The sequence below is a fragment of the Escherichia sp. WS547 genome (assembly GCF_046486065.1).
In the GTDB taxonomy this organism is placed as follows: Bacteria; Pseudomonadota; Gammaproteobacteria; order Enterobacterales; family Enterobacteriaceae; genus Escherichia; species Escherichia coli.
The window spans coordinates 26,450-48,507 of sequence record NZ_JBJQMA010000002.1; the positions used below are offsets into that span (position 1 = coordinate 26,450).

Consider the following 22,058-nt stretch of genomic DNA (forward strand, 5'->3'; position numbering starts at 1 on the left):
GCAGCGTCATGCCGCGTAATAGATTTATGCTAACCAGTCATTGCCGTTTACGCCACGTTACGGACACTTTTTTACTTTTACTGCGAGGGTGATCGACCGGCTGGGATTAGGCGGGGAAAAAGGCTACACTTCGCCTTTGAAAACTCATTATCACGATAAACATAGAGGCGAAGTCCAACGTGGCTCAATTCGTTTATACCATGCATCGTGTCGGCAAAGTTGTTCCGCCGAAACGTCATATTTTGAAAAACATCTCTCTGAGTTTCTTCCCTGGGGCAAAAATTGGTGTCCTGGGTCTGAATGGCGCGGGTAAGTCCACCCTGCTGCGCATTATGGCGGGCATTGATAAAGACATCGAAGGTGAAGCGCGTCCGCAGCCAGACATCAAGATTGGTTATCTGCCGCAGGAACCGCAGCTGAACCCGGAACACACCGTGCGTGAGTCCATTGAAGAAGCGGTTTCAGAAGTGGTTAACGCCCTGAAACGCCTGGATGAAGTGTATGCGCTGTACGCCGATCCGGATGCCGATTTTGACAAGCTGGCCGCTGAACAAGGCCGTCTGGAAGAGATCATTCAGGCTCACGACGGTCATAATCTGAACGTACAGCTGGAGCGTGCGGCGGATGCGCTACGTCTGCCGGACTGGGACGCGAAAATCGCTAACCTCTCCGGTGGTGAACGTCGTCGCGTAGCGTTGTGCCGCCTGCTGCTGGAAAAACCAGACATGCTGCTGCTCGACGAACCGACCAACCACCTGGATGCCGAATCCGTGGCCTGGCTGGAACGCTTCCTGCACGACTTCGAAGGCACCGTTGTGGCGATTACCCACGACCGTTACTTCCTCGATAACGTTGCAGGCTGGATCCTCGAACTTGACCGCGGTGAAGGTATTCCGTGGGAAGGTAACTACTCCTCCTGGCTGGAGCAGAAAGATCAGCGCCTGGCGCAGGAAGCTTCACAAGAAGCGGCGCGTCGTAAGTCGATTGAGAAAGAGCTGGAATGGGTACGTCAAGGTACTAAAGGCCGTCAGTCGAAAGGTAAAGCACGTCTGGCGCGCTTTGAAGAACTGAACAGCACCGAATATCAGAAACGTAACGAAACCAACGAACTGTTTATTCCACCTGGACCGCGTCTGGGCGATAAAGTGCTGGAAGTCAGCAACCTGCGTAAATCCTATGGCGATCGTCTGCTGATTGATGACCTGAGCTTCTCGATCCCGAAAGGAGCGATCGTCGGGATCATCGGTCCGAACGGTGCGGGTAAATCGACCCTGTTCCGTATGATCTCTGGTCAGGAACAGCCGGACAGCGGCACCATCACTTTGGGTGAAACGGTGAAACTGGCGTCGGTTGATCAGTTCCGTGACTCAATGGATAACAGCAAAACCGTTTGGGAAGAAGTTTCCGGCGGGCTGGATATCATGAAGATCGGCAACACCGAGATGCCAAGCCGCGCCTACGTTGGCCGCTTTAACTTTAAAGGGGTTGATCAGGGTAAACGCGTTGGTGAACTCTCCGGTGGTGAGCGCGGTCGTCTGCATCTGGCGAAGCTGCTGCAGGTTGGCGGCAACATGCTGCTGCTCGACGAACCAACCAACGACCTGGATATCGAAACCCTGCGCGCGCTGGAAAACGCCCTGCTGGAGTTCCCGGGCTGTGCGATGGTTATCTCGCACGACCGTTGGTTCCTCGACCGTATCGCCACGCACATTCTGGATTACCAGGATGAAGGTAAAGTTGAGTTCTTCGAAGGTAACTTTACCGAGTACGAAGAGTACAAGAAACGCACGCTGGGCGCAGACGCGCTGGAGCCGAAGCGTATCAAGTACAAGCGTATTGCGAAGTAATGCGTAAAATGCCGGATGCGGCGCGAACGCCTTATCCGGCCTACAAAACCAGCAATTTCAATACGTTGTAAAACTGTAGGCCTGATAAGACGCGGTAAGCGTCGCATCAGGCATTGAGCACCGAATGCCGGATGCGGCGTGAACACCGTTTCCGGTCTACAACAGCCTTAGCATCCTCAATTTCGTGGCGGGTCACCCGTGCAGGTTTTTTCAAACCTTGTTTAATCTCGACAGCCTCTTCCAGAGAGGTTTTCAACTCATCAAAAAAACTCATTTTATACCTCGCCTTTGAGCAGTTTCATCACGGTTATCTCTGCTCCCCCATCATCTCCCGCACCAGTTCCACGCAGCGCAGGAAACGACTGTCGTAATCTTCCTCTTCAACCCGCACAAATTCGATATTGTTCTCTTCGAGCATCTCCACCAGCAAGTTCTGGAACTCTTTGCGATCCACCGAACTGCCGAGGCTGCGTAAACCATCCGCCACCCACGGCGTGTTGTTCTCCAGCAGGATCACCAGATCGAAACGGTATTCATCAATCAGCGCCTGCACGAACGGATGTTCCCGCCCTTCGTACTTTTTGCAGAACGCCTGAGTGGTGACAAAATCGGTATCGATAAATGCCACTTTATTGGCATATTTCACCGCAAAATCAATGTATTGAGCGTGGCCCAGAGCGATTTTATCGTAGTCAGAATACTGCAATGCGATCTCATCACCGCCGAGGTGTGAAAAGACATAATCGCGGCCATATTCCCACGCACTGGTGGTGTTGAAGATATTGGCAAGTTTGTTTACCAGGGTGGATTTACCGCTCGACTCGCCGCCAAGGATCGCCACGGTACGCACAAAAAACGGCTTCACTTCGGTAGGAATATATTCCCAGTAGCGGAACGGGTTTTCGCGGATCTGCGCACCGCTGATACTCATAAAGGTACGTTTCGGATCGACCAGCACCGTCTCGATCCCCAGATGTTCCATATACTGTGGCGCATCGGCTTCTTCCGAGGTGTAGATCAGATCCGGCTGGATCCCTTTTTCAGCCATAAACTTTTTGATGCCGTTGCTCCACACATCCCAGCCGTGCGGATACGGCTCCATGCCCTCTTCGTTGAAAGCATGAATGCGAATATTTTTCTGATATTTAAAAGTTTGCAATAACCAACGCAGACGATCCGGCACGGTCGGCTGCTGCGACATGGCACTGTCTTCGAACAACGCGCGGTCACGGGTATCGTCAAAACCCATAATGATATGCAGCTCGTCAACCTGGCTACAGGCGCGCTGGATAAGGTAGATATGTCCGGTATGCAGTGGGTAGAACTTACCGAATACGACACCGATCGTTTTCTTCTGCCGGGGAAACTCAAGCCCCAAAAAACGGTGCAACGCCTCCAGCTTTTGCGCGCTGGGGCTTTTGATTTTGGCATTCAGTAACTGGCTTAAATACCCTTTGGTCATACCGCTGGCATCAGCTACCTGCTGTAGCGTGCAGCCCTGTTGCTTGATGGCAGTTTTCAGGTAATCAAATGACGACATATCTCCCTCCGTATATCTCATTATAAGTCGTCGAACACGCTAAGCGCGTCGGAGAGTTTTTTAACGCCAAAAATCTGCATCCCTTCCGGCGCTTTTTTCGGCACGTTAGCCGCCGGAACAATCGCCCGGCGAAAACCGTGTTTCGCCGCTTCAGAGATTCGTTCCTGACCGCTGGGCACCGGGCGGATCTCCCCTGCCAGCCCGACTTCACCAAACACCACCAGATCCTGCGGCAGCGGTCTGTCGCGCAGGCTGGAAACCATCGCCAGCAGTAACGCTAAGTCGGCACTGGTTTCGGTTACCTTCACGCCGCCGACCACGTTCACAAACACATCCTGATCGGCCATTTGCAGACCACCGTGACGGTGCAACACAGCCAGCAGGATTGCCAGACGGTTTTGTTCCAGCCCCACTGCCACGCGGCGTGGGTTCGCCATCATCGAGTGATCGACCAGCGCCTGAATCTCCACCAGCAGTGGACGCGTTCCTTCCCATACCACCATCACTGAGCTACCGGAGGTCACTTCATCGCCGCGACTTAAGAAAATTGCCGAAGGGTTGCTGACTTCACGCAGCCCCTGTTCGGTCATCGCGAAGACGCCCAGCTCATTCACCGCGCCGAAGCGGTTTTTATGGCTGCGCAAGGTGCGAAAACGGGAGTCGGCATCGCCATCCAAAAGCACCGAACAGTCGATACAGTGTTCCAGCACTTTCGGGCCAGCCAGCGAACCATCTTTGGTTACGTGCCCCACCATGACAATCGCCACACCGCGCGTTTTGGCGAAGCGTGTCAAATAAGCCGCCGTTTCACGCACCTGCGCCACGCTACCAGGCGATGACTGTACATCCGCCATATGCATCACCTGGATCGAGTCAATTACCATCAGCTTCGGTTGCTCTTCTTCGGCAATCAGGCAGATCTGTTCGATGCTGGTTTCCGACAACATATTGAGATTGTCAGTCGGCAGGCCAAGGCGATGAGCGCGCATTGCCACCTGTTGCAGCGACTCTTCGCCGGTGACATACAGCGTTTTCATCTGCTGGGCCAGTTTGCACAGCGTTTGCAGTAGCAGCGTGGATTTCCCCGCACCAGGGTTACCGCCAATCAGAATGGCACTTCCTGGCACCACGCCGCCGCCTAGTACGCGGTCGAACTCTTTAAATCCGGTGGAAAAACGCGGCAGCTCTTCAAGGCTGATATCGGAGAGTTTCTGGACTTTTGCCACCCCGGCGCTACCGGCATAGCCGCTGAGACGCTCGTTACGCGCCACCATTGGCGACGCAGCAAGACGCACCTCGGTGATGGTGTTCCAGGCATGACAGGCACTGCACTGCCCCTGCCAGCGCGGATAATCGGCCCCGCATTCATTACAAACAAAGGCGCGTTTTGGAGCTTTTGCCACGGTGTACCTCGTTAATGCTGTGCCGCCCGCAGGATGGCGGGCGAGCAATTACTTCTGATTCAGGCTGCCTGAGAGGATGCAGAATACCCCCATCAGGTCAGCGTGACGGATGGTGACTTCCGCCTTTTCATTCACTTTTGGCTTGGCATGGTAGGCAATCCCCAGCCCTGCCGCTTTGATCATCGGCAGGTCATTGGCTCCATCGCCAATCGCCACGGTCTGCGCCAGCGGGATTTCATACTCCTGCGCGAGGCGAGTCAGAGTTTTCGCTTTGTACTGCGCGTCTACGATGTCGCCGATCACATTGCCGGTAAATTTACCGTCCATGATCTCCAGTTCATTGGCTACCACGGCGGTCAGGCGCAGCTTGTCGCGCAGGTATTCAGCAAAGAAAGTAAAGCCGCCGGAGGCAATCGCCACTTTCCAGCCCAGCGTTTCCAGCTTGAGCACCAGTTGCGTTAAGCCTGGCATCAGCGGCAGATTTTCACGCACCTGTTGCAGAATATTGGCGTCAGCGCCTTTCAGCGTCGCCACACGGCTGCGCAGGCTGGCGGTAAAATCGAGTTCGCCGCGCATCGCCCGTTCGGTTACTTCCGCCACCATCTCGCCCGTTCCGGCCAGTTTGGCAATTTCATCAATACATTCAATCTGGATGGCGGTGGAGTCCATATCCATCACCAGCAAACCCGGCGTGCGCAGGTGCGGGATTTTCCCCAGCGGGGCGACATCCAGCTGCGCTTCGTGGGCCAGGCGTGTAGCCCGTGCGGTGAGTGAACCTGCCAGACGAATCACCTGATAATCTTCCACGCACCAGGCGGCAACAATCACCATCGCCGCACCCAGTTTGCTCTGGTATTGGGTCAGACGTTGTTTATCCAGCCCACGACCATACAGCAGCCAGCCGCTACGACCTGCGTGGTAATCCAGTGGCATCACTTCATCACCACTTAATGAAAGAGGCAGACCCGGCCATAAAGAGACATCTTCAGGCAGGTCGCACCAGGTAATGTTAGGCATTAAGGCTCCTGTAAAATCGTTCGAAGCAGGGAAAATAACGCATGAGGCTACCTTGTATCCATTGCTTCTGGCAACATTAAGTCTCAAATTTTCAAAGGGTGGAAGATGGCTCGCACAAAACTGAAATTCCGGCTGCATCGGGCAGTGATTGTCCTGTTCTGTCTTGCCTTGTTAGTGGCGCTGATGCAGGGAGCGTCATGGTTTAGTCAAAACCACCAGCGACAGCGTAATCCACAGCTGGAAGAACTGGCCCGCACCCTGGCGCGTCAGGTGACGCTGAACGTTGCACCGCTGATGCGTACCGACTCACCGGATGAAAAACGCATTCAGGCGATCCTCGATCAGTTAACGGATGAAAGCCGTATCCTCGACGCGGGTGTGTATGACGAACAAGGCGATCTTATCGCACGTTCTGGCGAAAGCGTCGAAGTGCGCGACCGGCTGGCGCTCGACGGTAAAAAAGCAGGCGGCTATTTTAACCAGCAGATTGTCGAGCCAATTGCGGGTAAAAACGGACCGCTCGGCTATCTGCGCCTGACACTCGACACCCATACGCTCGCCACCGAAGCCCAACAGGTGGATAACACCACTAACATTTTACGCCTGATGTTGCTGCTCTCACTGGCAATCGGTGTAGTGCTGACCCGCACGCTGCTACAGGGTAAACGCACCCGCTGGCAGCAATCGCCCTTCCTGTTAACCGCCAGCAAACCGGTGCCGGAAGAGGAAGAAAGCGAGAAAAAAGAGTGACCCATTACTACAAGAAAGGAAATCGTTATGTCCACATTACGCCTGCTCATCTCTGACTCTTACGACCCGTGGTTTAACCTGGCGGTGGAAGAGTGTATTTTTCGCCAAATGCCCGCCACGCAGCGCGTTCTGTTTCTCTGGCGCAATGCCGACACGGTAGTAATTGGTCGCGCGCAGAACCCGTGGAAAGAGTGTAATACCCGGCGGATGGAAGAAGATAACGTCCGCCTGGCGCGGCGCAGTAGCGGTGGCGGCGCGGTGTTCCACGATCTCGGCAATACCTGCTTTACCTTTATGGCTGGCAAGCCGGAGTACGATAAAACTATCTCCACGTCGATTGTGCTCAATGCGCTGAACGCGCTCGGCGTCAGCGCCGAAGCGTCCGGACGTAACGATCTGGTGGTGAAAACCGTCGAAGGCGACCGCAAAGTCTCAGGCTCGGCCTATCGCGAAACCAAAGATCGCGGCTTCCACCACGGCACCTTGCTACTCAATGCCGACCTCAGCCGCCTGGCAAACTATCTCAATCCGGATAAAAAGAAACTGGCGGCGAAAGGCATTACGTCGGTACGTTCCCGCGTGACCAACCTCACCGAGCTGTTGCCGGGGATCACCCATGAGCAGGTTTGCGAGGCCATAACCGAGGCCTTTTTCGCCCATTATGGCGAGCGCGTGGAAGCGGAAATCATCTCCCCGAACAAAACGCCAGACTTGCCAAACTTCGCCGAAACCTTTGCCCGCCAGAGTAGCTGGGAATGGAACTTCGGTCAGGCTCCGGCATTCTCGCATCTGCTGGATGAACGCTTTACCTGGGGCGGCGTGGAACTGCATTTCGACGTTGAAAAAGGCCATATCACCCGCGCCCAGGTGTTTACCGACAGCCTCAACCCCGCGCCGCTGGAAGCCCTCGCCGGACGACTGCAAGGCTGCCTGTACCGCGCAGATATGCTGCAACAGGAGTGCGAAGCGCTGTTGGTTGACTTCCCGGAACAGGAAAAAGAGCTACGGGAGTTATCGGCATGGATGGCGGGGGCTGTAAGGTAGTTACCCGCCCATGCGGGCAACTTTCTCTTCGATTTGCCGGATTTTTTCCGGCATTTCTTGCGCAATGTGGCGAAACGCCTCGCTGATACGCGGATCTCTGGCGACCGTTTGCCAGAACTGCTGCGCCAGCGGGATCGCCGTTAACCAAGCGCTTTTACTGACGTTAAGATCAAACTTCACCTCAATGGCAGCATCACGCAGCATTCCAGCGCTGTTTGGTGCATAGACCATCGGCAGCATGTCGTAGACGGGCGTCAGCGCAAATGGCGGTTCAGATAAATAAAACGATAAATTACCTGCGTGCATATCGCTGTTGGCGATAAGTCGCCCAAATGCCCAGATCACTTCTGTTTGCGCCACGCTCTGGTGAGTGACAAGTTGTTGCTCACACAAACGGCGCATTGCCTGCGGCCACGATCCCGGAGAAGAGATAAACTCACTCTGCACCGCCTCCAGCGACACAATAGGCAAGCGACCATCGTTACCTTTGCAGTCAAAGCGTTCCGCTTCGAGGAATACCTGCCTGTTACTTGTTACAAGCACCGTTGACTCGATGGCGTGGATCCCACCGTCACGCAGGATTTGCGCGGCAATAGATTCAGCAATTAGCAGGTCACCCCAACGTTGGCTGACCGCGGTTTGCTGTGGTACGGTGAATTTCACCAACACATGTTTATTGCCTGACGGCGTTTGTGCATAGTAGGTAAATTTTGGCTGCTCGCCGCCCGCAGAAGAACCCACAATTTCTCCTGCCAGTGCATCACTTGCCAGCTGTTCGTAATGGGTGAGTTTTTGATCCAGAGGAATTTCCGCAGGGTGTTGTGCAGTAATCCATCGCTGATAATTCCCCTCCCCGACCAACCAACCGCCAGTATATTCACCGTTAAATACGGTCAGGGCGTAGAGCACATCTTCTTCCTGCCAGAGACGTATATCATCAGTCAGATTCAGTTGCGCGGCTAACTTCCTGCCCCACGCGCGCCCTAAAAAGCCCTGCGGTCGGAGATCGGTCAAATACCAGGGCAAACCATCAAACCACTGTTCGTCGCCATCTGCGCCTGTTACCAGACAACTTCCCTGCGGCCAGCACAACCGGATGTCGGCGAATTTATGCGCCTTTCCGGTATCGTCCACCCGCCAGACGGGAATACGCTCAATTCCGCGATAAGGACGCAGCAGTGCATATCGCGTTGCCCGTGCTTTACCAAAGCGAATCACCCGATCTTCTCTGGCAACAAGGCGTGAGAACGTCGCCTGACTGATTGCCAGACGCTGGCGCAATTCCGGGGCAGAACGCGGCCCTTGCAGTAAAAGATCAGTCAGCTCGCTCATTAATGAATAGATTCGTGAATAGATACTTGAATAGATTTATTAACACATTTCACTGAAAAGTATAGCGAAAATATTCAAGCTGGAGAGAAAAATGAATAGATACTAAAAAGCCGGAGCAGTCTCCCGCTCCGGCTTCACAAGGCAATCGCCTTGCAGCGAAACACAATTACTCTTTATCGCCCAGCAGAACGGATTCCAGTGCGATTTTGATCATGTCGTTGAAGGTAGTCTGACGCTCAGCGGCAGTGGTCTGCTCGTGAGTGCGGATGTGGTCAGATACGGTGCAGATGGTCAGGGCTTTCGCGCCAAATTCTGCAGCGACGCCGTAGATACCAGCCGCTTCCATTTCCACGCCGAGAATGCCGTATTTTTCCATCACGTCGAACATTTCGCCGTCCGGAGAGTAGAACAGGTCAGCGGAGAACAGGTTACCCACGCGAGCATCAATACCCAGTGCTTTAGCTGCATCTACTGCGTTACGCACCATGTCGAAGTCAGCGATAGCGGCAAAGTCATGGTCTTTAAAACGGATGCGGTTAACTTTGGAATCGGTGCAGGCACCCATACCGATAACGACGTCGCGCAGTTTTACGTGCGGCAGAACTGCGCCACAGGAACCCACGCGGATAATTTTCTTCACGCCGAAATCGGTGATCAGTTCTTTGGTGTAGATGGAGCAGGACGGGATACCCATACCGTGACCCATTACGGAAATTTTGCGGCCTTTGTAAGTACCGGTGAAGCCCAGCATACCGCGAACGTTGTTCACTTCACGGGCATCTTCAAGGAAAGTTTCAGCAATATACTTCGCACGCAGCGGGTCGCCTGGCATCAAAACTACGTCAGCGAAATCGCCCATTTCTGCATTAATGTGTGGGGTAGCCATTGTTTTATCCTTTTTGTGACATAACAAAGGCGGAGTCAACGCTCCGCCCAAATCCATCAGAACATGGCTTTGCCATATTCCATATCAGAAGTACCAAAATATTTTGCCAGAGTCTGGCCGATATCCGCGAAGGTTTCACGATGACCCAGTGAGCCCGGTTTTACTTTCGGGCCATATACCAGTACCGGAATGTGTTCACGCGTGTGGTCAGTACCGGTCCAGGTCGGATCGCAACCGTGGTCAGCGGTGAGGATCAGGATGTCGTCATCGCGCAGCAGAGACATCAGCTCCGGCAGACGGCGGTCGAACAGTTCCAGACCCGCGGCATAACCGGCGACGTCGCGACGGTGGCCCCAGGAAGAGTCGAAGTCAACGAAGTTGGTGAAGACGATGGTGTTATCACCCGCTTCTTTCATCTCTTTGATGGTGGCGTCAAACAGCGCGTCCAGGCCAGTCGCTTTCACTTTTTTGGTGATACCGCAGTTGGCGTAGATGTCCGCAATTTTACCGACAGAAACCACCTGGCCGTGTTTTTCATCAACCAGTTTCTGCAGCACGGTCGGTGCTGGCGGCTCAACAGCCAGGTCGTGACGGTTACCGGTACGCTGGAAGTTACCGGCTTTGTCGCCGATAAACGGACGAGCGATAACACGACCGATATTGTAGCCGCCGTTGGTCAGCTCTTCACGGGCGATTTCGCACAGTTCGTAGAGTTTATCCAGACCGAAAGTTTCTTCATGGCAGGCAATCTGGAACACGGAGTCAGCGGAGGTATAGAAAATCGGCTTGCCGGTTTTCATGTGCTCTTCGCCCAGTTGATCCAGAATGACCGTACCGGAAGAGTGGCAGTTACCGAGGTAACCCGGCAGATTAGCGCGTTCGACCAGTTTATCCAGCAGCTCTTGCGGGAAGCTGTTTTCGTGATCGGAGAAATATCCCCACTCAAACAGAACCGGGACACCGGCAATTTCCCAGTGACCAGACGGGGTATCTTTACCGGATGACATTTCGTGCGCCCATGCGTACGCGCCGATAACTTCAGCGTTGCCGTCCATTCCCGCCGGAATGAAACCGGTAGAACCTTCGTGTGCTTTCGCCAGCCCCAGACGGGTCAGATTTGGCAGATTGAGCGGGCCTTTACGACCGTTATCAGCTTCGCCTTTGGCACAAGCTTCTGCGATATGACCCAGGGTGTCAGCCCCGACGTCACCAAAGCGTTCTGCATCTTCTGTAGCGCCGATGCCGAATGAGTCCAGCACCATAATAAATGCACGTTTCATATGTTCTCCGTACTCAGTGCTTCAAATTTAAATGATCAGATCAGTATACCGTTATTCGCTGATACGGCGATAGACAGTTGGTGTGCTTTCCGGTGCTTTATCGGCAAGTTTAATTGCCGCTTTCACCGCTTTCGCCGCTTCCTGCCAGTTGTTTTCGTCTTTCGCGTGGATAACCGCCAGCGGACGCTGACCGTCTACCTGGTCGCCCAGACGCGCCATATCAGTAAAGCCGACGCTGTAATCGATGGTGTCAGATGCCTGACGGCGTCCGCCGCCCATTGCAACCACTGCCATCCCCAGCGCGCGGGTATCCATTTCACTGACAAAACCTTCGGTATCAGCATAGACTGCTTTCGTCAGCATCGCTGTCGGCAGATACTTCGCGTAGTTCTCAACGAAGTCGGTCGGGCCTTTTTGTGCCGCTACCATACGACCAAAGACTTCTGCCGCTTTACCGTTGTCCAGCACCGCCTGCAATTTCGCGCGCGCTTCGGCGTCATCTTTCGCCAGTTTGCCGGAGATCAGCATCTCCACGCACAGCGCCATCGTGACATCAAACAGACGCGGGTTACGATATTCACCCGTCAGGAACTGCACCGCTTCACGAACTTCAACCGCGTTACCTGCACTGGAGGCCAGTACCTGATTCATGTCGGTGAGCAGCGCGGTGGTGCGCACGCCAGCGCCGTTAGCCACGCCAACAATCGCTTCGGCAAGGGCTTCAGAGAGTTCGTAGGTCGGCATAAACGCGCCGCTACCCACTTTCACGTCCATCACCAGCGCGTCCAGACCTTCCGCAAGTTTCTTCGCCAGAATAGAGGCGGTGATCAGCGGGATGGAGTCCACGGTTGCGGTAATATCACGGGTCGCGTAGAAACGTTTATCAGCCGGAGCCAGTGAACTGGTCTGACCGATAATCGCCACGCCGACGTCTTTAATAATTTCGCGGAAACGGTTGTCATCCGGGAAAATGTCGAAGCCAGGGATGGATTCCAGTTTGTCGAGCGTACCGCCAGTATGACCGAGGCCGCGACCAGAGATCATCGGAATATAGCCGCCGCAGGCTGCGACCATCGGCCCCAACATCAGCGAAGTCACATCGCCGACGCCACCGGTGGAGTGTTTATCAACAATCGGGCCATTCAGATGCAGGCTTTTCCAGTCGAGAACGGTTCCTGAATCTCGCATCGCCATGGTCAGCGAGACACGCTCAGGCATTGTCATATCGTGGAAGAAAATGGTCATCGCGAGGGCGGCAATCTGCCCTTCGGAGATAGTGTTGTCGCGAATACCGTTGATAAAGAAACGAATTTCTTCATCGCTCAGCGCATGACCATCACGTTTTTTACGAATAATTTCTTGTGCGAGAAACAAGGTAACCTCCCGAGGAAAAGAGTATGAGGCGGCTTTTGCCGGATGCGTCTACGCCTTATCCGGCCTACGGGTAGATACGTCTCGTAGGCCTGATAAGCGCAGCGCATCAGGCGTAAAGCATCTTACTTAGTAGCTGCTGGCGCTCTTACCGTCGCCGTGACCCAGCGCTTTCAGCAGGCTTGCCAGCAGGCTGGAAGCGCCAAAGCGGTAGTGACGCGCATCTGCCCAGTCAGCACCGAACAGTTCATCTGCAATGGCGAGATATTTCTGCGCATCTTCCGCAGTACGCACGCCGCCCGCCGGTTTGAAACCAACGGTTTTTTCTACGCCCATATCACGGATCACTTCCATCATGATGCGCGCGCTTTCCGGCGTCGCGTTCACAGCCACTTTACCGGTAGAGGTTTTGATGAAGTCCGCACCCGCTTTGATGGAGATTTCAGACGCTTTACGGATCAGCGCTTCGTCTTTCAGTTCGCCGGTTTCGATGATCACTTTCAGCAGTACATTCGCTGCCGCGCAAGCCTCTTTACAGGCTTTCACCAGGTCAAAACCAACCTGCTCGTTACCCGCCATCAGCGCGCGGTACGGGAACACAACGTCAACTTCATCAGCACCGTAGGCGATTGCCGCACGGGTTTCTGCCAGCGCGATGTCGATGTCGTCGTTACCGTGTGGGAAGTTGGTTACCGTAGCGATACGGATTTCCGGGGTGCCCTGCTCTTTCAGAGTTTTGCGAGCAATCGGGATAAAGCGAGGATAGATACAGATAGCGGCGGTATTGCCGACCGGAGTTTTGGCCTGATGACACAGGGCGATCACTTTCTCGTCGGTGTCGTCGTCATTCAGGGTGGTCAGGTCCATCAATTTCAGTGCACGCAGGCTGCTTGCTTTCAGATCAGTCATTTCATTCTCCTGGCTTGTCGCCAATAAAATTCACCTTGCGAGTTTGTTAGTATTCTAACATCTACTCCGCAACACACTTCGATACACATCACAATTAAGGAAATCTACTTACAAGTTTGCATCACTGTAATGCGATCTGGTTCAAATAATTCACTTTCAAATGAATGCGTCAGTGGTGGCAAACGCATCAGGATCAAAGTGAACATCACGAAACTTCTTACAATGGCGCATCACCTTCGGCATAAAAGGAAAAGAAGATGCCCACTTCTCATGAAAATGCACTGCAACAACGTTGCCAGCAAATTGTCACCAGCCCAGTGCTTAGCCCGGAGCAGAAGCGCCATTTTCTGGCACTGGAAGCAGAAAACAATCTGCCTTACCCACAGCTTCCTGCCGAAGCCCGCCGCGCGCTGGATGAAGGTGTAATCTGCGATATGTTTGAAGGTCATGCGCCGTACAAACCGCGCTATGTCTTACCCGATTACGCCCGTTTTCTGGCGAACGGTTCCGAATGGCTGGAGCTGGAAGGCGCGAAAGATCTTGATGACGCACTCTCTCTGCTGACCATTCTTTACCACCACGTACCGTCGGTCACATCGATGCCGGTCTACCTGGGGCAACTGGATGCGTTGTTGCAACCGTATGTTAGAATTCTAACACAAGACGAGATCGATGTTCGAATAAAACGTTTCTGGCGTTACCTCGACAGAACCCTGCCAGACGCCTTTATGCACGCCAATATCGGCCCGTCTGATTCGCCCATTACCCGCGCGATCTTACGTGCAGATGCAGAGTTGAAGCAGGTTTCACCGAACCTGACCTTTATCTACGATCCTGAAATCACCCCTGATGACCTGCTGCTGGAAGTGGCGAAGAACATCTGTGAATGTAGCAAACCGCACATCGCCAACGGTCCGGTGCATGATAAAATTTTCACAAAAGGGGGCTACGGGATTGTGAGCTGTTACAACTCACTGCCGCTGGCGGGTGGTGGCAGCACGCTGGTACGCCTTAACCTGAAAGCCATTGCCGAGCGCAGCGAATCGCTGGATGACTTCTTTACGCGCACTCTACCGCACTACTGCCAGCAGCAGATCGCCATCATCGATGCGCGGTGTGAATTCCTCTATCAACAATCACACTTCTTTGAGAATAGCTTCCTGGTGAAAGAAGGGCTGATTAACCCTGAACGTTTTGTGCCAATGTTTGGCATGTATGGGCTGGCGGAAGCGGTTAACTTGCTGTGTGAAAAAGAAGGGATTGCCGCGCGCTACGGTAAAGAAGCCGCCGCAAATGAAGTAGGTTATCGCATCAGCGCGCAACTGGCGGAGTTTGTCGCCAATACCCCCGTGAAATATGGCTGGCAAAAACGCGCCATGTTACACGCACAGTCGGGGATCAGTTCCGATATCGGCACCACGCCGGGCGCGCGTTTGCCGTATGGCGATGAGCCAGATCCGATCACCCATCTGCAAACTGTCGCCCCGCATCATGCTTATTATTATTCCGGCATCAGCGACATTCTGACGCTCGACGAAACCATCAAACGTAACCCGCAGGCACTGGTACAGCTTTGCCTCGGTGCCTTTAAAGCCGGAATGCGTGAATTTACCGCCAATGTCAGCGGTAACGATCTGGTTCGCGTTACCGGTTATATGGTGCGTTTGTCGGATTTAGAAAAATATCGCGCCGAAGGTTCACGCACCAACACCACCTGGCTGGGCGAAGAAGCCGCACGCAACACTCGTATTCTGGAACGCCAGCCGCGCGTGATAAGCCATGAACAGCAGATGCGCTTTAGTCAGTAAGATTATCCCCTTCTCCTGCGTTGACGGGCCAGGCAGTCGTCTGGCTCTGTTTTTGCAGGGCTGCAATCTGCGCTGCAAAAACTGTCACAATCCGTGGACGATGGGACGTTGCAATGACTGTGGGGAGTGCGTGCCACAGTGTCCGCATCAGGCGTTGCAGATTGTTGACGGCAAAGTGGTGTGGAACGCTGTGGTTTGCGAGCAGTGTGATACCTGCCTGAAGAGGTGTCCGCAACATGCCACGCCCATGGCGCAATCCATGAGCGTGGACGAAGTGCTTAGCCATGTCCGCAAAGCAGTGCTGTTTATCGAAGGGATAACGGTGAGTGGCGGTGAAGCCACGACCCAGCTGCCGTTTGTGGTGGCGCTGTTTACTGCTATCAAAAACGATCCGCAACTGCGCCATCTCACCTGTCTGGTGGACAGTAACGGCATGTTGAGCGAAACCGGCTGGGAAAAATTGCTCCCGGTGTGCGACGGCGCAATGCTCGATCTCAAAGCGTGGGGGAGCGAATGTCATCAACAACTCACCGGACGCGATAATCAGCAGATTAAGCGCAGCATCTATTTGCTGGCAGAGCGCGGCAAGCTGGCGGAACTGCGTTTGCTGGTGATCCCTGGCCAGGTGGATTATTTGCAACACATCGAAGAACTGGCGGCGTTTATCAAGGGACTCGGCGATGTTCCGGTACGCCTGAACGCGTTTCATGCCCACGGCGTGTATGGCGAGGCGCAAAGCTGGGCGAGCGCCACGCCGGAAGACGTTGAGCCGTTGGCTGATGCGTTAAAGGTGCGCGGGGTGAGCCGGTTGATATTTCCGGCGCTCTATTTGTGACATGCCGGATACGGCCTACGGTTCGGCACAGACTTGTAGGCCTGATAAGACGCGTCAAGCGTCGCATCAGGCATTGTGCGCCAACTGCCGGATGCGGCGCGAACGCCTTATCCGGCCTACGGTTCGGCACAAACCTGTAGGCATGATAAGACGCGACAAGCGTCGCATCAGGCATTATGCGCCGACTGCCGGATGCGGCGTGAACGCCTTATCCGGCCTACGGTTCGGCACAGACTTGTAGGCATGATAAGACGCGACAAGCGTCGCATCAGGCATTGTGCGCCAACTGCCGGATGCGGCGTGAACGCCTTATCCGGCCTACGGTTCGGCACAAACCTGTAGGCATGATAAGACGCGTTAAGCGTCGCATCAGGCATTGTGCGCCAACTGCCGGATGCGGCGTGAACGCCTTATCCGGCCTACGGCACGTTAAACAACGTATACGTGTTATTAAGCAACGCTTGCGCAATCTCATCCGCCGGTTCCCGGCGCAACTCGCAAAGCACGGCAAACACACGGGCAGCCTGCTCCGGGCGGTTAGGCTGCCCCTGAAAACCGTTGAGCGGCATATCCGGCGCGTCGGTTTCCAGCAATAACGATGCCAGCGGTAATTTTGCGATGACATCGCGGGTTTTACTGGCGCGTGGATAGGTGATAGTACCGCCTACGCCAATTTTGTAGCCCAGCTGTACAAACCGTTCGGCCTGTTGCAGGCTGCCGGAAAAACCGTGAACCACGCCAGTGCGCGGTAAATCGTGGCGTTTAAGATGCATCGCCAGTTTGTCGTGCGTGCGCCGTGAATGCAGGATCACCGGCAGATCGTAGCGTTTCGCCAGTTTCAGTTGTTCGTCGAGTAACCACTGCTGCCTCTCAAATTGCGGATCGTCGCCAAAGAGATCCAGACCGATCTCCCCCACCGCCACCACCTTCGCCGGACGCCTTTCCAGCGCCTGCTGTAGCTGCTCAAGAGACACATCGCTATGTTTTTCCAACATACCAGGATGCAAGCCCAATGCGGCATACAGCGGTTGATAATTTTCCGCTAATGCCAACACACGGGCAAAATTTTCCGCCTCTGTTGCCGGAACAATGATCTTGCCTACGCCCGCTTGTGCCGCGCGTTGCAGGCTGGCCTCTTCATCGCCACTAAACGGCGGGAAATCAAAATGGCAGTGGGTGTCGATAAAACGGCAAATCAAGCCAGATCCTCATTGTTAAATGTCGGGTCGTTCGCCTGCGGAGCGTCGCTCACTTCGGCAACCAGCGTATCGTTGGCGACTGGCGCAGGCGGAATGACAATCGATTCCGGCGTCACCACTGGCACCAGATGGCGGGTAAGCGGCGCTTTTTCAGTTAATAGCTTGCCAACCGTGGCGAGGAAATAACGACCGCATAAACGCCCAAGTTTATAGTCTTCACGCAGCGCCGGAATCCGACTGCCAAGCGCGATACTATGTAATGGCTTCGGCGGATAAATTTCGAATATCCGCAGCTTGCCCGGTGGTTTCTCAATAAATTGCTGAATGTCACGATAGCTGGTTTCATGATGCTGCACCAGATTGACCAGCGGCTGCAGGCTACTGTCACCCAGCCAGCGTTCCATGCGTTTGAACCACTGCGGCGTGTAGTACATTTGTGACGGCACAGTGCGAATGACGACCAACGTTTTAGCGCCCTGCCTTGCCGCCTCTTTAACCGGAATCGCATCACTGATCCCGCCATCCAGGTAGTTAATGCCTTCCAGCGACACTCCGCTACGATAAAAGCCAGGTATCGCACTGGAGGCGCGAATCACATCCAGCCAGTTTTGTTTGGTTGGTAAAAAGTAATTCGGCGCGTAGTCATCCTGACGACAGGCGCACATATAAAACGATTTGCCGCTGTCAAACAACCGCGCGGCGGTATCCATTTGCAACGGCATCTGGCTTGCAGTGGCCTCCACCAGCCAGTCGAGATCGATAAGATTTCCTCCACGGACAAAGCGCAATGGATCGAAAAATTCGCGTTTTGTGGTATAGCGCATGATGACTTTGCGCGCGTAACCGGGCTGATTGCAGATAAACGCCGAGAGGTTCTGCGCCCCGGCAGATGTGCCGAGATAAAGATCGAAAGGATTAAACTGCGCGCGCATAAACTCATCCAGCACGCCAGCCGTGAAAATTCCACGCTGTCCGCCGCCTTCGCACACCAGAGCTATTCGTCCAGGCTGGAACGGCCTTAGCGACAACGGCGCAATATTACCAAGCGTTACAGGTATTCGCTGCCCCACCTCTGCCTTCCTGTTTTTGTTGTGAAAGAATGACAAAGTAACGCAATTTATTATTCGCTAAAACCGCAAAAGCCAGTCCGCTGGACTGGCTTTGGATAAAATTTTCTTAATGGTCTGAAATCTAGGGTCGTTTTCGGCCCATGAACAAACTCACCAGGAACAGAATAATCCCGACGACAAAGACAATTTTAGCTGCGCCTGCAGCGGTACCGGCCAGACCACCAAACCCAAGTGCGGCGGCGATTAACGCGATAACCAGAAATATGATGCCCCAACGAAACATAAGCGTCTCCTTTACCATAGTTAATGTCACCGCTTGATATGAGCGTGAAAATCACTCAATGCGATATTTTTAGTGTGGTGCACATCGCGCCTCCCGACAAAGTTCGGGAGGACGAATTACGACGAATTACTTAGTTTTCAGATCATTTTTAACGCTTTTCACACCATCTACCGCTTTGGCGATACTTTCAGCACGGTCACTTTGTGCCTGAGAATCGACGGTACCGGAGAGCTGAACCACGCCGTCGGTGGTTTCAACTTTCACATGACGGGAAGGGACGATATCGTCCGCCAGCAGTTTGGCTTTGATTTCACTGGTGGTGGCGGTGTCACCCGCGTAGCCCTTCACCGAGCCTTCTTTAGCGTCGCGAACGTGCAGTTTGTCGCTGACAGAGGTCACCCCTTCAACGCCTTTCGCCACTTTCACTGCCTCTTCGGCCTGGGCCTGGCTTTCAACGAAACCGCTCAGGGTCACGACTTTTTGATCGGTTTTTACAGAGATATCGGTGCTCTTGATGTTGTCATGATCCACCAGGGCCGCCTTCACTTTCGCGGTGATGGCGCTGTCATCCATGAAATTACCGACTTTATTCATAGAGCTATCGACTTTTTGCCCTGCGCTTTCATTGGTAGTCTGCGCGTTGTTTTCCGCGTAGGCAGAGCCGGTCGCGACGGCAGAGGTCAACATTACAGCCAGCAGAGTTTTCGAAATCTTCAGTCTTGTCATAGTCATCGATTTATTCCTGTATGTTTGCTCGTAATTTGAGCCTGGCAACACGAGGTTGCATTGCTGAATAGGGAGAGACTTCACCCTCTACAGAAGTCAATGGTCGCCATCACAAAAGCGATGAGTGATGAATAACGACCATTACAGCCTCTGAATCAGTTATTAATATCGGTAGAATGACAATCGACGGCTTTAGATACTGATATCTACGCATTGAACGGTATTTAACGCCGTCAGAAATGTCATCACTTTGTTAAATATAGATCACAATTTTGAAACCGCTCGGGATATCAGCGAAAACATAAGCAAAAGTGAATGTTTTAAGAACATTCCGTAAGCGGCTAATAAGGAAGGGAAATTGACAGGGCGCAGCGGCTACCGCGCCCTGGAGGCAAGAATTAATGCTCGCGGGTCTGGTGGAACTGAACGTCCGGATAACGTTCCTGTGCCAGGCGCAGGTTGACCATGCTGGTAGCGATGTAAGCGAGGTTATCGCCGCCATCAAGCGCCAGTTGGCTTTCGTTCTTACGCTTGAACTCTTCGAATTTCTTCGCGTCTGCACATTCTACCCAGCGGGCAGTGGCAACGTTGACTGACTCATACACTGCTTCAACGTTGTATTCGCTCTTCAGGCGCGCTACCACCACATCAAACTGCAGCACACCAACTGCACCAACGATCAGATCGTTGTTGGAGATTGGACGGAACACCTGCACCGCGCCCTCTTCGGAAAGCTGTACCAGCCCTTTGAGCAGCTGTTTTTGCTTCAGCGGATCTTTCAGGCGGATACGACGGAACAGTTCTGGTGCGAAGTTCGGAATACCGGTGAACTTCATCATCTCACCCTGGGTAAAGGTGTCGCCGATCTGAATGGTGCCGTGGTTGTGCAGGCCGAGGATATCGCCCGGATACGCTTCTTCAACGTGCGAACGGTCACCCGCCATAAAGGTCAGCGCGTCGGAGATCACCACATCTTTCGCAGTGCGCACCTGGCGCAGTTTCATGCCTTTTTCATATTTACCGGACACCACACGCATAAACGCCACGCGGTCGCGGTGTTTCGGGTCCATGTTGGCCTGAATTTTAAATACGAAGCCGGTAAATTTATCTTCGCTCGCTTCTACGGTACGGGTATCAGTCTGACGCGGCATCGGCGCAGGTGCCCACTCCACCAGGCCATCCAACATATGATCGACGCCGAAGTTACCCAGCGCAGTACCGAAGAATACCGGAGTGATTTCGCCCGCAAGGAACAGCTCTTTGTCGAACTCGTTAGACGCGCCTTTCACCAGTTCCAGTTCGTCACGCAGCTGCTGTGCCAGATCTTCACCAACCGCAGCATCGAGATCCGGGTTATTCAGCCCTTTAACAATGCGGACTTCCTGAATGGTGTGGCCTTTACCGCTCTGATAGAGATAGGTTTCGTCTTTATAAAGGTGGTAAACGCCTTTAAACAGCTTGCCGCAGCCAATCGGCCAGGTGATCGGCGCACAGCCGATTTTCAGCTCGTTCTCAACTTCATCGAGCAGCTCCATCGGGTCGCGGATATCACGGTCAAGTTTGTTCATAAAGGTGAGGATCGGCGTGTCGCGCAGACGGGTAACTTCCATCAGCTTACGGGTACGATCTTCAACACCTTTTGCGGCGTCGATAACCATCAGGCAGCAGTCCACCGCCGTCAGGGTACGATAGGTATCTTCCGAGAAGTCTTCGTGCCCCGGGGTGTCGAGCAGGTTAACCAGGCAATCGTGATACGGAAACTGCATCACAGACGTAGTAATGGAGATCCCACGCTGCTTTTCCATCTCCATCCAGTCCGACTTAGCGTGCTGGTTGGAACCACGGCCTTTTACTGTACCGGCGGTCTGAATGGCCTGTCCGAACAGCAGCACCTTCTCGGTGATGGTAGTCTTACCGGCGTCCGGGTGAGAAATAATGGCAAAAGTGCGGCGCTTCGCCACCTCTTGCAAATAAGGAGACAACGTCATAATTCTTTCTTCTTGAGTAAGCGGCATCGCGCCGCGCTTGTTGAAAACGAAAAATTGCGGCTATTTTACCCATCAACGGGGGGGAGGCAATCAGTGTTTACACAGGAGCTGCTCCAGTTCGTGCAACGAAGAAACGGTCCAGGTGGGCGCGATGCCTTCTGGTTGCTCGCGATGGTGTGCATTCAGCCAGCAGGTCGCAAGCCCGGCGTTGATGCCACCGAGAATATCGGACTCGGCAGTGTCGCCAACCATCAGCACGCGTGAACGGTCAGGATTGCCCGCCTGTTCCAGCGCATAATCGAAAATTTTCTTATTCGGTTTGGCAACGCCAACTTCTTCGGAAATCACCAGCAAATCGAAGTAATCACGCAGGCCCGTGCGTTCCAGACGCACCTGTTGCAAGGCACTAAAGCCGTTGGTGATGATGCCGATTTTGGCGTTGCCACGAATGGCGTTAAGCAGAGAAACCGCGCCCGGCAGCGGCGTGCAGATTTCCGCCATCGCATTAATAAAGGCTTCGTTGAGTTTACCTGGCTCGACGTTCAGCCGTTCGGCCCAGCTCTCAAACCGCCCGTGCTGAAGCTGTAATGAAGTGATCGCGCCGTTTTGATAATCCACCCACAGTGGCTTGTTAACGGCCTGATAGTCCTGAAAATCTTCAGCGGTAAAGGTGACGCTGTAATCAAGAAACATCCGCTGCAGGCCGGTGAATGAGTCAAAGGTAAACAGCGTTTCATCGGCATCAAAGAAAATCCAGTCCCACTTCATTA

The 22,058-nt window shown here is 53.8% G+C and carries 20 protein-coding genes; 5 read left to right on the forward strand and 15 right to left on the reverse strand.

The genetic code is table 11. The features are described 5' to 3' along the window. Nucleotides 1–179 precede the first annotated feature (179 nt). Complete coding sequence (ettA, locus tag ACJHWK_RS01925) at nucleotides 180–1,847, forward strand: energy-dependent translational throttle protein EttA (RefSeq protein WP_000046749.1); 1,668 nt, start codon at nucleotides 180–182, stop codon at nucleotides 1,845–1,847. Between the two features lie 106 nt (nucleotides 1,848–1,953). Here ettA and nadS read toward each other — a convergent pair whose 3' ends face one another. From nadS to serB, 4 genes are read right to left on the reverse strand one after another with little or no spacing between them, the layout of a single operon-like run. After that, on the reverse strand, nucleotides 1,954–2,121 hold the full coding sequence (gene nadS / locus ACJHWK_RS01930) for a NadS family protein (RefSeq protein WP_000007444.1): 168 nt from the start codon (nucleotides 2,119–2,121) through the stop codon (nucleotides 1,954–1,956). Between the two features lie 33 nt (nucleotides 2,122–2,154). Then, nucleotides 2,155–3,387 carry a multifunctional transcriptional regulator/nicotinamide-nucleotide adenylyltransferase/ribosylnicotinamide kinase NadR gene (gene nadR, locus ACJHWK_RS01935; RefSeq protein WP_000093814.1) on the reverse strand — a complete coding sequence of 411 codons (1,233 nt, stop codon included), beginning with the start codon at nucleotides 3,385–3,387 and terminating at the stop codon, nucleotides 2,155–2,157. A gap of 20 nt (nucleotides 3,388–3,407) precedes the next feature. Further along, nucleotides 3,408–4,790, reverse strand: a complete 1,383-nt coding sequence (gene radA, locus ACJHWK_RS01940; RefSeq protein WP_001029687.1) for a DNA repair protein RadA — start codon at nucleotides 4,788–4,790, stop codon at nucleotides 3,408–3,410. 48 nt (nucleotides 4,791–4,838) lie between these two features. After that, nucleotides 4,839–5,807: a phosphoserine phosphatase gene (serB, locus tag ACJHWK_RS01945; RefSeq protein ID WP_001132955.1), complete on the reverse strand. Its 969-nt coding sequence runs from the start codon at nucleotides 5,805–5,807 to the stop codon at nucleotides 4,839–4,841. A 105-nt stretch (nucleotides 5,808–5,912) separates the two neighbouring features. On the opposite strand from serB, the gene ACJHWK_RS01950 reads away from it, so the two are divergent. Continuing rightward, complete coding sequence (locus ACJHWK_RS01950) at nucleotides 5,913–6,557, forward strand: YtjB family periplasmic protein (RefSeq protein WP_000124615.1); 645 nt, start codon at nucleotides 5,913–5,915, stop codon at nucleotides 6,555–6,557. Between the two features lie 27 nt (nucleotides 6,558–6,584). Continuing rightward, on the forward strand, nucleotides 6,585–7,601 hold the full coding sequence (lplA, locus tag ACJHWK_RS01955; RefSeq protein WP_000105884.1) for a lipoate--protein ligase LplA: 1,017 nt from the start codon (nucleotides 6,585–6,587) through the stop codon (nucleotides 7,599–7,601). On the opposite strand, the gene yjjJ is transcribed toward lplA, so the two are convergent. From yjjJ to deoC, 5 genes are all read right to left on the reverse strand, one after another. Then, nucleotides 7,602–8,933, reverse strand: a complete 1,332-nt coding sequence (gene yjjJ / locus ACJHWK_RS01960; protein WP_001293115.1) for a type II toxin-antitoxin system HipA family toxin YjjJ — start codon at nucleotides 8,931–8,933, stop codon at nucleotides 7,602–7,604. A 166-nt stretch (nucleotides 8,934–9,099) separates the two neighbouring features. Further along, nucleotides 9,100–9,819, reverse strand: a complete 720-nt coding sequence (deoD, locus tag ACJHWK_RS01965; RefSeq protein ID WP_000224877.1) for a purine-nucleoside phosphorylase — start codon at nucleotides 9,817–9,819, stop codon at nucleotides 9,100–9,102. A 56-nt stretch (nucleotides 9,820–9,875) separates the two neighbouring features. After that, on the reverse strand, nucleotides 9,876–11,099 hold the full coding sequence (deoB, locus tag ACJHWK_RS01970; protein WP_000816471.1) for a phosphopentomutase: 1,224 nt from the start codon (nucleotides 11,097–11,099) through the stop codon (nucleotides 9,876–9,878). A 51-nt stretch (nucleotides 11,100–11,150) separates the two neighbouring features. Beyond that, nucleotides 11,151–12,473: a thymidine phosphorylase gene (deoA, locus tag ACJHWK_RS01975; RefSeq protein ID WP_000477807.1), complete on the reverse strand. Its 1,323-nt coding sequence runs from the start codon at nucleotides 12,471–12,473 to the stop codon at nucleotides 11,151–11,153. Nucleotides 12,474–12,599: 126 nt separating this feature from the next. Beyond that, nucleotides 12,600–13,379, reverse strand: a complete 780-nt coding sequence (gene deoC / locus ACJHWK_RS01980; protein WP_001298497.1) for a deoxyribose-phosphate aldolase — start codon at nucleotides 13,377–13,379, stop codon at nucleotides 12,600–12,602. A gap of 257 nt (nucleotides 13,380–13,636) precedes the next feature. Here deoC and ACJHWK_RS01985 point away from each other — a divergent pair, with 257 nt between their 5' ends. After that, nucleotides 13,637–15,187: a YjjI family glycine radical enzyme gene (locus ACJHWK_RS01985; RefSeq protein WP_001143253.1), complete on the forward strand. Its 1,551-nt coding sequence runs from the start codon at nucleotides 13,637–13,639 to the stop codon at nucleotides 15,185–15,187. After that, the gene (locus ACJHWK_RS01990) at nucleotides 15,159–16,022 is read left to right on the forward strand and encodes a YjjW family glycine radical enzyme activase (protein WP_001088415.1); all 864 of its coding nucleotides are present in this window, start codon (nucleotides 15,159–15,161) and stop codon (nucleotides 16,020–16,022) included. Before ACJHWK_RS01985 ends, ACJHWK_RS01990 begins: the two co-directional genes overlap by 29 nt. A 419-nt stretch (nucleotides 16,023–16,441) precedes the next feature. Here ACJHWK_RS01990 and ACJHWK_RS01995 read toward each other — a convergent pair whose 3' ends face one another. The 6 genes from ACJHWK_RS01995 to yjjG all read right to left on the reverse strand — a co-directional run bounded on the left by ACJHWK_RS01995 (nucleotide 16,442) and on the right by yjjG (nucleotide 22,056). Further along, nucleotides 16,442–17,221 carry a metal-dependent hydrolase gene (locus ACJHWK_RS01995; RefSeq protein ID WP_000563040.1) on the reverse strand — a complete coding sequence of 260 codons (780 nt, stop codon included), beginning with the start codon at nucleotides 17,219–17,221 and terminating at the stop codon, nucleotides 16,442–16,444. Next, on the reverse strand, nucleotides 17,218–18,291 hold the full coding sequence (locus ACJHWK_RS02000; RefSeq protein ID WP_001299799.1) for a patatin family protein: 1,074 nt from the start codon (nucleotides 18,289–18,291) through the stop codon (nucleotides 17,218–17,220). Before ACJHWK_RS02000 ends, ACJHWK_RS01995 begins: the two co-directional genes overlap by 4 nt. A 121-nt stretch (nucleotides 18,292–18,412) precedes the next feature. Next, nucleotides 18,413–18,574: a DUF1328 domain-containing protein gene (locus ACJHWK_RS02005; RefSeq protein WP_000490275.1), complete on the reverse strand. Its 162-nt coding sequence runs from the start codon at nucleotides 18,572–18,574 to the stop codon at nucleotides 18,413–18,415. Between the two features lie 126 nt (nucleotides 18,575–18,700). Beyond that, on the reverse strand, nucleotides 18,701–19,306 hold the full coding sequence (osmY, locus tag ACJHWK_RS02010; protein WP_001295748.1) for a molecular chaperone OsmY: 606 nt from the start codon (nucleotides 19,304–19,306) through the stop codon (nucleotides 18,701–18,703). A 392-nt stretch (nucleotides 19,307–19,698) separates the two neighbouring features. Further along, nucleotides 19,699–21,288: a peptide chain release factor 3 gene (gene prfC / locus ACJHWK_RS02015; protein ID WP_000175940.1), complete on the reverse strand. Its 1,590-nt coding sequence runs from the start codon at nucleotides 21,286–21,288 to the stop codon at nucleotides 19,699–19,701. A 90-nt stretch (nucleotides 21,289–21,378) separates the two neighbouring features. After that, nucleotides 21,379–22,056: a pyrimidine 5'-nucleotidase gene (yjjG, locus tag ACJHWK_RS02020; RefSeq protein WP_000870710.1), complete on the reverse strand. Its 678-nt coding sequence runs from the start codon at nucleotides 22,054–22,056 to the stop codon at nucleotides 21,379–21,381. Nucleotides 22,057–22,058: the final 2 nt, after the last annotated feature.